The organism is Phytobacter massiliensis JC163 (assembly GCF_000321045.1).
GTDB classification, from domain to species: Bacteria; Pseudomonadota; Gammaproteobacteria; order Enterobacterales; family Enterobacteriaceae; genus Phytobacter_A; species Phytobacter_A massiliensis.
The window spans coordinates 1,134,317-1,147,084 of sequence record NZ_HE578945.1 but is presented as its reverse complement, the minus strand read 5'-3'; the positions used below and the strand labels follow the sequence as shown (position 1 = coordinate 1,147,084).

At 55.9% G+C, this 12,768-nt stretch carries 10 protein-coding genes and 1 pseudogene; 4 read left to right on the top strand and 7 right to left on the bottom strand.

The features are described 5' to 3' along the window. The 3 genes from ENTHG_RS05625 to ENTHG_RS05615 all read right to left on the bottom strand — a co-directional run. The coding region (locus ENTHG_RS05625) for a glutathione S-transferase N-terminal domain-containing protein (RefSeq protein ID WP_044175718.1) at nt 1-314 on the bottom strand (314 nt) is incomplete at its 3' end. Nucleotides 315-346: 32 nt separating this feature from the next. Further along, a complete protein-coding gene (locus tag ENTHG_RS05620; RefSeq protein ID WP_044175710.1) occupies nt 347-874 on the bottom strand; it encodes a P-loop NTPase family protein in 528 nt (175 codons plus the stop codon). 2 nt (nt 875-876) lie between these two features. Beyond that, nucleotides 877-1,890 carry a LacI family DNA-binding transcriptional regulator gene (locus ENTHG_RS05615; protein ID WP_044175706.1) on the bottom strand — a complete coding sequence of 338 codons (1,014 nt, stop codon included), beginning with the start codon at nt 1,888-1,890 and terminating at the stop codon, nt 877-879. Between the two features lie 280 nt (nt 1,891-2,170). Between ENTHG_RS05615 and ENTHG_RS05610 the strand changes: the two genes are divergently transcribed. From ENTHG_RS05610 to ansP, 3 genes are all read left to right on the top strand, one after another. Continuing rightward, entirely contained in the window at nt 2,171-3,367 is a 1,197-nt protein-coding gene (locus ENTHG_RS05610; protein ID WP_044175697.1) for an L-talarate/galactarate dehydratase, read from the top strand. 202 nt (nt 3,368-3,569) lie between these two features. Further along, the gene (locus ENTHG_RS05605; protein WP_044175688.1) at nt 3,570-4,880 is read left to right on the top strand and encodes an MFS transporter; all 1,311 of its coding nucleotides are present in this window, start codon (nt 3,570-3,572) and stop codon (nt 4,878-4,880) included. Nucleotides 4,881-5,142: 262 nt separating this feature from the next. Then, nucleotides 5,143-6,627 (top strand): L-asparagine permease, encoded by a 1,485-nt coding sequence (gene ansP / locus ENTHG_RS05600; protein WP_044175679.1) that lies wholly within the window; start codon nt 5,143-5,145, stop codon nt 6,625-6,627. Between the two features lie 55 nt (nt 6,628-6,682). On the opposite strand, the gene yncE is transcribed toward ansP, so the two are convergent. Next, nucleotides 6,683-7,744 (bottom strand): 7-bladed beta-propeller protein YncE, encoded by a 1,062-nt coding sequence (yncE, locus tag ENTHG_RS05595; RefSeq protein ID WP_044175668.1) that lies wholly within the window; start codon nt 7,742-7,744, stop codon nt 6,683-6,685. Nucleotides 7,745-7,997: 253 nt separating this feature from the next. Here yncE and pqqU point away from each other — a divergent pair, with 253 nt between their 5' ends. After that, the gene (pqqU, locus tag ENTHG_RS05590; protein WP_044175659.1) at nt 7,998-10,112 is read left to right on the top strand and encodes a TonB-dependent receptor PqqU; all 2,115 of its coding nucleotides are present in this window, start codon (nt 7,998-8,000) and stop codon (nt 10,110-10,112) included. Nucleotides 10,113-10,287: 175 nt separating this feature from the next. On the opposite strand, the gene ENTHG_RS05585 is transcribed toward pqqU, so the two are convergent. The 3 genes and pseudogenes from ENTHG_RS05585 to ENTHG_RS05575 all read right to left on the bottom strand — a co-directional run. Beyond that, on the bottom strand, nt 10,288-10,944 hold the full coding sequence (locus ENTHG_RS05585; RefSeq protein WP_044175650.1) for a GntR family transcriptional regulator: 657 nt from the start codon (nt 10,942-10,944) through the stop codon (nt 10,288-10,290). 254 nt (nt 10,945-11,198) lie between these two features. Next, a complete protein-coding gene (locus ENTHG_RS05580; protein ID WP_044175642.1) occupies nt 11,199-12,236 on the bottom strand; it encodes an NADP-dependent oxidoreductase in 1,038 nt (345 codons plus the stop codon). Nucleotides 12,237-12,299: 63 nt separating this feature from the next. After that, nucleotides 12,300-12,768, bottom strand: a pseudogene (locus ENTHG_RS05575) (helix-turn-helix domain-containing protein); the annotation flags it as partial.

The following is a 12,768-nucleotide window of genomic DNA, read 5'->3' as shown; positions in this document are numbered from 1 at the left end:
TACACATTGGCGACCAGCCAGACCAGCAAGCGCCAGAACTGCTCTCGCTCCGGCGTGCCGACGGGGGGCGCAAGATCCGGGCGCTTATCCAGGATCATCAGAGCGATAGCGGCGGTCTCTGTCATCACGCTGCCGTCATCAAGCTGTAATGTCGGCACCTGACACAACGGGTTAATGCTGCGCAATCTCTCCTGCTGTGGACCGGGCTTATCAAAACCGTCAACGTTGTCGAACTGATAGGGAATTTCTGCCAGGGTTAGCATCAGTTCACTGATGGCCGAGCCCCAGCCGGGCGCGCCGTAGACCGTGATCATAAACGTACCTCTCTTGCGGGTGAGCGTTAAGTTTATGCCAGACTGGCCAGAAAAGCCTCGGCCTCGCGCGGGCTGTTAAGATGCACAAAGCGCACATGCTGATAATGAGGGTTGCGCATATCCGCAGCGTAGCGCTTACGGTTGCTGCGCCAGGTTTTTATTGTCCAGAGGATTATCGATTCACGGCTAAAGAATGCGCGGTGGAAACTCTCCCGATTGCCGGTGCCTGGCCACAGTTCCATCTGCCGCCAGGCACGCGTGGCGGCCCGCTTCACGGCCTGATACAGCGTGCGGGAAAAGCCATAGTCCAGCCAGACCACCAGATCGACATCCCGCCATTTGATATGCCGGGTGCGGTTATAGTTACCGTCAAGCACCCAGCCGGGACTGGCGAGCTTTTCCTCCAGCAGCGCAAACATGGCTTCATCGCTGCGCCCCTGCCAGTCAGGCAACCAGTAGAGCGTATCCATTTCGATACAGGGAACGTTGAGCTTTGCCGCCAGCCGTCTGGAGAAGGTGGACTTACCGCTGCCGCTGGTGCCGATGACATTAATTTTCATGGTCAGGCGGAGCCTCTTTCAACCAGATGAAAGCCGATATCCACGATGGTTTCGTCCGGCTCGATACCTTCAATCCGGTCAGCCAGCAGCGTGGCGGCCCGGTAACCAATGATATGCCGGTCGACGCTAACCGTGGTGATAGCAGGCCAGGTATCAGCGGCAAAATCAAGATCGCCAAACCCCATGACGGCCAGATCCTGCGGAACGCGCATACCGCACGCCTGCGCTTCAACTATCGCCCCTTGCGCCAGGGTATCGGAACTGCAAACGATCACGTCAAACTCGCCCTTTTTCAGCAGTTCGCGCAGCCCCGCGCGACCGGCGGCAAAACGGGCCGGCAGCGCGACATCAACCGACGCGGGAGCAAGGAGTCCATGGCGCGCCAGCCCATCGCAGACGCCGTTTTTACGCAGCGCCGCGCGGTTGTCCACCGTCCATAACAGACCAGGCCGACGATACCCCTTGCGCCACAGATAATCCGCCGTGGCCTCCCCGACTCGCTCATGGGAAAAGCCGACCAGCATATCCAGCGGCGTGGGCGTTAAATCCCAGATTTCCACTACCGGAACGCTGGCATTCAGGATCACGCGTTTTAGCTCGGTGGAGTGATGAATCCCCGTCAGGACAATGCCGTCAGGCCGTCTTGATAACAGGGTGGCCACCAGTTCCGCTTCGGCCTGTTGAGCATAACCCGCCACGCACAGCAGCATGTGGTAGCCGCGTGCCGCCAGCTCATCGCTGATGGCCTGAATAGTGTCGACAAACATACTGTTGTTGATTTGCGGCACCACCACCGCAATCAGTTTGCTGCGCCTGGAAGCGAGTCCCCCCGCCAGCGCATTGGGGATATACCCTGTCGCTTTCACTGCCGCCAGCACCTTTTCGACGGTTTTAGGCCGCACCTTCTGCGGCGTATTCAACGCCCTGCTGACGGTCATAGAGGAGAGACCCGCGGCGCGGGCGACATCTTCAAGGGTGGGCACGCGCGGCGGCGCGGGACGAGAGCTTTTCGACATGGTTACTCACAACAGTCAGTTTATGACAGAAGTATACGCGTTTTGTTAGTTTTGACGGCACGGCGTCTATCATCGCGCAGATCGTTCAAAATCAGCAAGTTACTTTAACTCCTCCAGCGGAAATGTTATCGCTATCATTTTTTATTTCAAAGAGCACTGCTTCATCAATGGCTGATAAAGTGTGATCAGTAAGCCAATTTACCAACAAAGCAGTAGCAGGCGGCTAAAATCTCCATTAAAAATGTTAGCGCAAACATTTTATACCTAACAGGAGCCGATTATGACCGTAAGTGCCAATTCTGATGCCGTTACCTATGCCAAAGCGCAAGGGGTAAAAACCGCCGCCGAAACGGGGGATCGTATTGAATGGGTCAAATTGTCGCTGGCGTTTTTACCGCTGGCGACCCCCGTCAGCGATGCGAAAGTGTTAACGGGCCGCCAGAAGCCCCTTACCGAAGTGGCGATCATCATTGCTGAAATCCGCAGCCGCGACGGTTTTGAAGGTGTGGGTTTTAGCTATTCCAAGCGTGCGGGCGGCCAGGGGATTTACGCCCACGCCAAAGAGATTGCCGATAACCTGCTGGGGGAAGATCCCAATGATATTGATAAGATTTACAGCAAGCTGCTGTGGGCTGGCGCCTCCGTCGGGCGCAGCGGGATGGCGGTGCAGGCTATCTCCCCTATCGATATCGCCCTCTGGGATATGAAAGCAAAACGCGCGGGCCTGCCGCTGGCGAAGCTGCTTGGCGCCCACCGTGATTCAGTACAGTGTTACAACACCTCCGGCGGCTTTTTACATACTCCGCTGGACCAGGTGCTGAAAAACGTGGTGATTTCCCGGGAAAATGGCATCGGCGGCATCAAACTCAAAGTTGGCCAGCCGGACACTAAAGAGGATATCCGCCGGCTGACCGCCGTGCGCGAAGCATTAGGGGATGATTTCCCGCTGATGGTCGATGCCAACCAGCAGTGGGATCGCGAGACCGCCATTCGTATGGGCCGCAAGATGGAACAGTTCAATCTTATCTGGATTGAAGAGCCGCTGGACGCCTACGATGTGGAAGGCCATGCCCAGCTGGCCGCCGCGCTGGACACCCCTATCGCCACGGGGGAAATGCTCACCAGCTTCCGCGAGCACGAACAGCTGATCCTTGGCAATGCCAGCGATTTTGTTCAGCCGGACGCCCCGCGCGTGGGCGGTATCTCGCCGTTCCTGAAAATCATGGATCTGGCGGCGAAACATGGTCGCAAGCTGGCGCCGCACTTTGCGATGGAAGTCCATCTGCATCTCTCTGCCGCCTACCCGCTGGAGCCGTGGCTGGAGCATTTTGAGTGGCTCAATCCGTTGTTCAATGAGCAGCTCGAACTGCGCGACGGACGGATGTACATCTCTGACCGCCACGGTCTTGGCTTTACGCTCAGCGAGCAGGCCCGTGCCTGGACACAGCTGAGCTGCGAATTTGGTAAGCGTCCTTAATTAACGCGACGGGCGGGAATATCCCGTCCGCAAAGCATGTGAGTCTGGCGGGTTTCGCCACGCTGTTTGGTCACCCTGTACTCCCGACGAAGCAGCGTTTTTTATTCTGTTGCCGATACAGCCCTGCATTTCCGTATCTGCCGTTATTTCATTGGGCTTTCCGGCTGCGCCTTAAAATAAGCTCCTTATAAAGGAATGAATAATGAATAATGTCATTAAGCGCACCAATGTGCGTTACGGTATTCTTGTATTTTTATTTCTCGCAACCGTTTTTAATTATGCCGACCGCGCGACGCTGTCTGTTGTCGCGCCAATTATGAGTAAAGAGCTGGGTTTCGAACCCGAAGCGCTCGGCCTCGCCTTTTCCGCTTTTGGTATTTCATATGTCATTATGCAGATCCCCGGCGGCTGGCTGCTGGATAAGTACGGCTCGCGGTTAGTCTATGGCTGCGCCCTCATAGGCTGGTCGGTAGTCACGATGTTTCAGGGCACTATCTTTCTGTATGCCAGCCCGCTGATTGTGCTGCTGGTGCTGCGCCTGTTAATGGGCGCGATTGAAGCCCCTGCCTTTCCGGCCAACAGCCGCCTTAGCGTACAGTGGTTTCCTAATAAAGAGCGCGGCTTCGTAACCGCGGTATATCAGGCCGCGCAATATATTTCATTAGGTATTGTCACGCCGCTCATGACCATTATTCTGCACAATTTAAGCTGGCACTATGTTTTTTATTATATTGGCGCAATCGGGGTTATTCTCGGCATCGTCTGGCTGGCTAAAATTCGCGATCCGTTACAGCATAAGAAAATTAACCAGCAGGAGCTGGACTATATCCGCGAAGGCGGCGGCGAGCCGGAACTGGGGAGCAAAAAAAGCGCGACGAAAATCACTCTGGCGCAGATTAAAAGCGTCTGTGTTAATCGCATGATGATTGGCGTCTATATCGGGCAGTTCTGCGTGACCTCCATCACCTGGTTTTTCCTGACCTGGTTCCCTACCTATCTTTATCAGGCGAAAGGCATGTCGATTCTGAAAGTCGGCTTCGTTGCCAGTATTCCGGCTATCGCAGGCTTTATTGGCGGATTGCTGGGCGGGGTCTTCTCTGACTGGCTGTTGAAACGCGGCTACAGCCTGACCACCGCGCGCAAATTCCCGGTTATCTGCGGCATGCTGCTCTCATGCGTGATCGTCGTGGCAAACTATACCAGCTCTGAGGTGGTGGTTATCGCCGCGATGAGCCTGGCGTTCTTCTCCAAGGGCTTCGGCAACCTGGGGTGGTGCGTGCTAAGCGATACCTCGCCTAAAGAGGTGCTGGGTATTGCGGGCGGCGTCTTTAATATGTGCGGTAATCTCGCCAGTATTATTACCCCGCTGGTGATTGGCATGATCCTCGCCCATACCCAATCTTTCGACTACGCCATTCTGTATGTCGGGTCGATGGGCGTGATTGGCCTGTTCTCCTATCTGTTTATTGTCGGGTCGCTGGAGCGCATAACGCTTTCGCCATCGGCTGCCTGAACGTAAATGCGCAATGGCTCTGTTTACCTGGGTGTAACAGAGCCGTTTTATCCCCTCTTCCCACCTCATTTTTTCCTCTGGTATCTTTTGCGTCGTCAAAAATTTGCGGGTAGGATGCTGCGCCATGCTCCTGATCTATTCATACGAAGAATGATGAAAAGACAGAGCACTTTCCCGGCGGAGCAATCGATTGTATCGCCGCAGCCGGGCGCAACATTTCAGGCCCTTAATCGATGGGTTGGACAGGAAAACGGGTAACACAATGAACACAACCGATAACAACGCGGCGGAGCAGCAGGCCGCGAAACGACGCTGGCTAAACTCCCACGAAGAGGGCTATCACAAGGCAATGGGCAACCGCCAGTTGCAGATGATAGCCATAGGCGGCGCGATTGGCACCGGGCTTTTCTTAGGCGCGGGCGCGCGCCTGCAGATGGCGGGGCCGTCGCTGGCTATCGTCTATCTGGTTTGCGGTATCTTCTCTTTCTTTATTCTTCGCGCGCTGGGTGAGCTGGTATTACACCGCCCTTCGAGCGGCAGCTTCGTCTCCTATGCCCGCGAGTTTCTGGGCGAGAAGGCAGCGTTTGTCGCAGGCTGGATGTATTTTGTTAACTGGGCGATGACCGGCATTGTCGATATCACCGCCGTCGCGCTGTATATGCACTACTGGGGCGCTTTTGGCGATGTGCCGCAATGGGTCTTCGCCCTTGGCGCGCTGGCTATTGTCGGCACGATGAACATGATCGGCGTGAAATGGTTTGCCGAGATGGAGTTCTGGTTTGCGCTGGTAAAAGTGCTCGCTATCGTCGCCTTCCTGGTGGTGGGCTCCATTTTCCTTGGCTCCGGCAAACCGCTGGACGGCAACGAAACCGGTTTTCACCTCATCACCGATAACGGCGGCTTCTTCCCCCACGGGCTGCTGCCCGCGCTGGTGCTGATCCAGGGCGTGGTGTTCGCGTTTGCCTCGATTGAGTTTGTCGGTACGGCGGCGGGTGAATGCAAAGATCCGGAAAAAACGGTACCGAAAGCGATTAACAGCGTCATCTGGCGTATCGGCCTTTTTTATGTCGGCTCCGTGGTGCTGCTGGTCCTGCTGCTGCCGTGGACGGCCTATCAGCCAGGGCAGAGCCCGTTTGTTACCTTCTTCTCTAAACTGGGCGTGCCCTATATGGGCGACGTGATGAACATCGTGGTGCTGACCGCCGCGCTGTCGAGTCTCAACTCCGGCCTGTACTGCACCGGGCGTATCCTGCGCTCGATGTCGATGGGTGGTTCCGCACCGAAGTTCATGTCAAAAATGAGCCAGCAGCACGTGCCTTACGCCGGGATTCTGGCGACGCTGGCGGTCTATGTGGTTGGCGTGTTCCTGAACTATCTGGTTCCGGCGCAGGTATTCGAGATCGTACTGAATGAAGCCTCGCTGGGCATTATCGCCTCCTGGGCTTTTATCGTTATCTGCCAGATGCGCCTGCGCAAAGCGGTTAAAGAGGGTAAAGCCGCAGAGGTCAGCTTCCGCCTGCCGGGCGCGCCCTTTACCTCGTGGCTCACGCTGCTGTTTTTATTCAGCGTACTGGTGCTGATGGCGTTTGACTATCCTAACGGCACCTACACCATCGCCTCCATTCCGCTACTGGCGGTATTGCTGGTTGCCGGCTGGTATGGGGTACGTAAACGGGTAGCGGCGATTCACAGCACCGCCCCGGTGAGCGGACAGGCTCCGGCACTGGAAGAAAAGACGGTGAAATAACGGTGAACCCGGATGCGGCTGAGTGCCTTATCCGGGTTTCTTTTATGGATTCGGATTACAGCGCAATACGAATGACATCATCCGGCGCGGTCGCTTCTTTTTCTTTGCTGGATGCCTGCTTCACGCTGACAAAAAGCGTTTTGCCATCCGCCGAGAGCGCCAGGCTATTGGGATGGGTCGGTGTCTCGAACGTCTTCACCACTTTATAGGTTTTGCCGTCGATGACGCTGACTTTACCCGCTTTCCGGTGCGTAACGTATGCTTCATTACGGGTCGGGTTAAACAGTACCGCCAGCGATTCCGGCGCGGCCACTTTCTCCAGCACCTTTCCATCACGGAGGTCAACGACCAGCACCTCCGGCTGTTTCGAATCCGTGATAAAAGCACGGTGCCCTGCCGCATCCAGGCTCAGGTTAAGGAAGAAATGCGCCTTACCATCATCCAGCAGCGTCTTGCGCGACAGCACTTTGTTACTGGCGGTATCGATAGTGATCAGCTCGCCATCGCCGTTGGTGGTATAAAGCCGTTTTGCCGCAGAATCGATAGCCAGCCCGGTGCTGAATTTGCCCGTCCCGGTAATCGTGGTTTTAAGCCTGACCGATTCGCCATCCACAACCCAAATCACGCTCTCCTGACCAATGCCGGTGATGTAGACCGTATTGGTGGCTTCATCCACCGCCAGTTCTCGGGGCTGTAAAGGACGCACGGTTTCGCTGCGCTTGCGCTCATCCAGCACCAGCCGCCCTTTGACCTCGCCCGTCTTCGCATCGATGGCGGTCACCGCGCTATTGACGGTGTTGCCAAACCAGAGCGTGTCCGTCTGGTTATTGATAGCCGCGCCAAACGGTTTCAAATCATTATGAATGACCTGGGTGATTTCCAGCGAAACAGGATCGAGACGATAAACCACCCCGCCCTTATCCAGCTTGCGACTTTGCGATGTTGCCAGCCACAAAGCGTTCTCCTGTTGGCTGTAGGCCATCTCATAAGCGCCTTTGCCCACCGCTTTGCGCAGCATCTCTTCTGCGGCATGCGCCTGGAACGATCCGGCAAGTAATAACGATCCTAACAGCAGCGAGTGGCGCAGGCGCGACGGGCATAAATGACGTAAAGACATGACGACTCCCTTTGATAACAAATGTATTTCTGCTGCACAGGCTTCCATCTGGCAGGGTCATGGCCCGGCCTTTTAATTGAGAATAGCAATCATTATGGTTTCAATGTGAAGCGTAGACCAGCGTTTTTTTGCTAAATAATTTAATTAATTACCTTTTAATTAACGGAATGTGCCACTAAAGTTTTCATGGTTTGTTAAAAACATTAACATTGCTGCTGTATTTCAACTGGTTCGCTTTTACTCTGGTCAAAACATGAATATTTTCGCCCTTTCCAGAACATCGCTCCCTGCGTTGTTCATCCCGGTCATTTTTGCGCCGGCCTCCTTTGCTGCGCAAAATGAACAGACAATGATTGTCACTGCCGCCCCGCAGGTTGTTTCCGAACTCGACACCCCTGCGGCTATTAGCGTGGTAAATGGCGAAGATGTGCGTCATGCGACGCCGCAGGTCAATCTCTCCGAAACCCTGGGCAGCGTGCCGGGTTTGCAGATTCAGAACCGGCAGAACTACGCGCAGGATTTGCAGCTGTCGATTCGCGGATTCGGTTCCCGCTCCACCTATGGGGTGCGCGGCATTCGCATGTATGTCGACGGCATTCCCGCCACCATGCCGGACGGCCAGGGCCAGACATCGAATATCGATCTGACCAGCGTCGAAAGCATTGATATTCTGCGTGGCCCCTTCTCCGCGCTTTACGGTAACGCCTCCGGCGGCGTGGTGAACGTCACGACTCAAACCGGCAAGCAGCCAACGGAAATTAACGCCGAAAGCTATTACGGCAGCTTCGGCAGCTGGCGCTATAACACCAAAGCCTCCGGCGCGGTGGGTGATGGCACTCAGGCGGGCGATGTCGATTACGCCGTCTCCACCAGCCGCTTTACCACCCACGGTTACCGCGACCATAGCGGCGCGCGCAAGAATCTGGCTAACGCCAAACTGGGCGTGCGCATTGACGACGCCAGCAAGCTGACGCTGATCTTTAACAGCGTGGATATCAAAGCCAACGATCCGGGCGGGCTGACAAAAGACGAATGGCGCGACAACCCACGCCAGTCGCCCCGGGCCGATCAGTACAATACCCGTAAAACGGTGAAACAGACTCAGGCGGGTCTGCGCTATGAACGCCAGCTTAGCGCGCAGGACGACCTGAGCGTGATGATGTACGCCGGCGAACGCGAAACCACGCAGTATCAGTCCATCCCTCGCGCTCCGCAGCTTAATCCTCAGCACGCGGGGGGCGTTATCGATCTGACGCGTCATTATCAGGGTATCGATACCCGCTGGACGCACCGGGGTGAACTGGGCGTACCGGTTACCCTGACCGGCGGTCTGAATTATGAAAACATGAGCGAACAGCGCAAAGGCTATGAGAACTTTGTGCTGGCGGGCAGCACGCCGGAGTATGGCCGCAAAGGGGATCTGCGCCGTGATGAGCGTAACCTGATGTGGAACGTCGATCCCTACCTGCAAACCAGCTGGCAGCTGACGCAGCAGCTCTCTCTCGACGCAGGCGTGCGCTACAGCTCGGTCTGGTTCGACTCAAACGATCATTATGTCACCGCCGCCAACGGCGACGACAGCGGCGAGGCCAGCTATCACAAATGGCTGCCGGCAGGCTCGCTCAAGTACGCGGTAACCGACGGCTGGAATCTTTACGCGGCGGCTGGGCGCGGCTTTGAAACGCCGACCATCAACGAGCTCTCCTATCGTGCCGACGGCCAGAGCGGGCTGAATTTCAATTTAAAACCGGCCACCAACAACACCTATGAGCTGGGGAGTAAAACCCGCGTCGGCAACGGTTTGCTGACCGCGGCTGTTTTCCGTACCGATACCGATAATGAGATCGTTACCGATACCAGCAGCGGCGGGCGTACCACTTATAAGAATGCGGGCAAAACCCGTCGCCAGGGGGTAGAGCTGGGCCTCGATCAGCAATTCGCCGGCAACTGGCGGGCGAAGGTGGCATGGACCTATCTGGATGCTACCTACCGCAGCGAAGTGTGCGGTGATGGCGACTGTAATGGCAACCGCATTCCGGGCATTGCGCGTAATATGGGCTTCGCCTCGCTGGGCTACGTGCCGGAGTCAGGCTGGTACGCGGGAGCGGACGTGCGCTATATGAGCGACATCGCCGTCGACGATGAGAACAGCGCTACCGCCCCTTCATGGACCGTGGTCGGCCTTAACACCGGCTATAAGTTCATTCACAACAACTGGACAATGGATCTGTTTGGTCGGGTCGATAACCTCTTCGATCGTGATTATGTGGGTTCGGTCATCGTGAATGAATCCAACGGGCGTTATTACGAACCGGCGCCTGGCCGTAACTACGGAGTGGGTTTATCGGTCGCGTACCGCTTTGAGTAATGGTTAAATAAAGCAACGCCGCATCCGGGAATATCCCGGGTGCGTTTTGGTAGCCCGGATAAGGCGTTTAGTCGCATCCGGGAGTCCCGGTTGCGCAGTCGCTTAACCGGGCGATCGTGCAGCTAAAAGATTTTGCCCGGAGTAGCGTGAGAGGTTCATTCTGCTGAACGAATTGTCAGGACTGAAACTGCTTTTCCAGAATGATAGCGCCATCATCAATGGTGCGGCAAATAGCCTGTTCAGCGGCCTTTTCGTCTCTATTTTCCAGCGCGGTTAAAAGATCGCCATAATCATGTCCGCGGGTTAAATCCGCAGAAGACGGGTAGAGATAATTAAAGCAAGGGCCGATGCGCACCCATAATTGCTCAATGATAGCCACCAGCGTAGGCATTTCGGCATAGTGATAAACGGTAAAACGAAATACCCGATTGGACTGTAAAGTCAGCTCGGTATTGCCTGTTTTGACCGCCTCGTGAAAAGCATCGGCAAGGACACGTAATTCGTTGAGTTTACCCGGCGTCATTTTCTGGCTGGCGGCGCGCACCGCCATGGCCTCCAGGTTTTTCCGAATCAGGTTAATTTCCGTATAGCGTTCATGGCTCACAAGCGGCACCAAAAATGCCTGCGCTGGCGTTGCATTCAGCGCGCCCGCGGAAACGAGTCGCAACAAGGCTTCTCGCACAGGAGTGATACTGGTGCCTAACTGATCGGCAATTTCCTTCGTAATGAGCCGTGCGCCAGGTTTGAGCGCACCAATAATAAGCGCATTTTTCAGACTCGCCTCTACCTGCATCGTGAGACTGGTCCGCTGCGCTTTTTCCAAATCAAGCATGTTAGTGTCCTGTAGAATTTCTTATTTATTTACAGCCTGGTAGCGTGTCCGAAATCATAATTTCCTAAGGATATATTATATATACATGCCTGGTATTGGATGACGCAAAAAAGATAGAACAAAAAGTTATTTATTATGCACAACTACCAGGAACCGTTACCGATAAGGTTCGATTCCTTATGCTCGTATAATTAAAGCTGTTTTCTGGAAATTTGCACGAATTCCGAAGGCGGTTTTCACCGCCTTCGTTGATTTTATTCATCCGCCCCCACGCGAATGACAACTTTGCCGAAATTTTCACCAGCCAGCAGGCCAATAAACGCCTCCGGCGCTTTTTCCAGGCCATCCGTTATCTGTTCACGATAATGAATTTTGCCCTCTTTTACCCACGGGCCCATTTCCTGCTGGAATTCATGGATGCGGTGACCGTAATCCTGGCTGATGATAAAACCCTGCACCCGAATCCGTTTTTTCAGCAGCGTAGCCATCAACAGCGGCACACGGTCCGGCCCGTCAGGCAGTTCCGTGGCGTTGTAGCCGCTTACCAGCCCGCACAGCGGAATGCGCGCCGACGTGTTAAGCAGCGGCAACACCGCGTCAAAGACCGCGCCGCCAACGTTCTCAAAATAGATATCGATCCCCTGCGGACAGGCCGCCGCCAGCCGTTCGGCGAAGTCGTCTGCACGATGGTCAATGCAGTCGTCAAAACCCAGCACCTCCACCGCGTGACGGCACTTCTCGCTCCCGCCCGCGACGCCCACTACCCGGCACCCTTTCAGCTTGCCAATCTGCCCGACGGTGGAGCCGACAGGGCCGGTCGCTGCCGCGACCACCAGCGTTTCACCGGATTTGGGCTGGCCGATATCAAGCAGGCCCATATAGGCGGTGAAACCCGGCATGCCCAGTACGCCCAGCGCCCAGGAGGGGTGTTCCGTACTGGCTTCGAGCTTCACCAGCCCTTCGCCGCCGGAGATGTCATAATCCTGCCAGCCGCTATAGCCAAGCACCCAGTCGCCTTCCTTAAAATCAGCATGGCAGGAGCGCACTACGCGGCTCACTGTGCCGCCGCACATCACTTCGCCAATCGCCACCGGTGGGCTGTATGAGGGCGCGTCGCTCATGCGTCCGCGCATATAGGGGTCAAGAGAGAGATACACCGTGCGCAACAGTACCTGCCCCTCGCCCGGCGTGGCGACTGTATCTTCTTCAAGACGGAAGTTTTCGGCAACGGGCGCGCCTTCGGGGCGGGATGCCAGTACCCAGCGGCGGTTACGGTCGGTTTGCTGACTCATGTCGTCCTCCTGTTTCAAAAAGTTCTATTGATACTAGTCGCTGAGACAGGAGATGCCCAACCGTTACGCGCTGCCAGGGTTAAGACGCACCACCAGATAACGGCACGGCTCTGCCGTTTCATTAACAAAACGACAGTCATTGGGCGGGCCCAGCTCCAGGCAGTCCCCCGCTTTCATTTCATGGCGGGTGTCGCCTTCAACGAATACCAGTTCGCCTTCCTGGAGCCAGATAAGCTGCCGCGCCAGCGCATAGGACGAAGCGGGCATCGGAATGTCGCTGCCGGGGGGAGTTCAATCTGTACCAGATCGATAGGCAGATCGCTGCGCGGCGAGAGGTGGCGGCGCAGGTAGTGGGTTTGCGGATCGCGCCAGACCGGCTGGTCGGCGAAGCGCAGCAGCTTGCCCTCCTGCATCTCCGCCCTGGCAATGAGGGTCGACATACTGATGCCAAACGCGCCGGAGAGCCGAGCGAGCATGGTGGCCGTCGGGCTGCTCTCGCCGCGTTCAATTTTGTGGATCATGGCGCGGGAGA

Bases quoted from the DNA above. Each gene is read 5' to 3' on its own strand.
- ansP (WP_044175679.1), top strand. From the start codon at position 5,143: ATGAACACAACCGATAACAACGCGGCGGAGCAGCAGGCCGCGAAACGA.
- ENTHG_RS05615 (WP_044175706.1), bottom strand. From the start codon at position 1,890: ATGTCGAAAAGCTCTCGTCCCGCGCCGCCGCGCGTGCCCACCCTTGAA.
- ENTHG_RS05620 (WP_044175710.1), bottom strand. From the start codon at position 874: ATGAAAATTAATGTCATCGGCACCAGCGGCAGCGGTAAGTCCACCTTC.
- ENTHG_RS05585 (WP_044175650.1), bottom strand. From the start codon at position 10,944: ATGCTTGATTTGGAAAAAGCGCAGCGGACCAGTCTCACGATGCAGGTA.
- yncE (WP_044175668.1), bottom strand. From the start codon at position 7,744: ATGTCTTTACGTCATTTATGCCCGTCGCGCCTGCGCCACTCGCTGCTG.
- pqqU (WP_044175659.1), top strand. From the start codon at position 7,998: ATGAATATTTTCGCCCTTTCCAGAACATCGCTCCCTGCGTTGTTCATC.
- ENTHG_RS05610 (WP_044175697.1), top strand. From the start codon at position 2,171: ATGACCGTAAGTGCCAATTCTGATGCCGTTACCTATGCCAAAGCGCAA.
- ENTHG_RS05605 (WP_044175688.1), top strand. From the start codon at position 3,570: ATGAATAATGTCATTAAGCGCACCAATGTGCGTTACGGTATTCTTGTA.
- ENTHG_RS05580 (WP_044175642.1), bottom strand. From the start codon at position 12,236: ATGAGTCAGCAAACCGACCGTAACCGCCGCTGGGTACTGGCATCCCGC.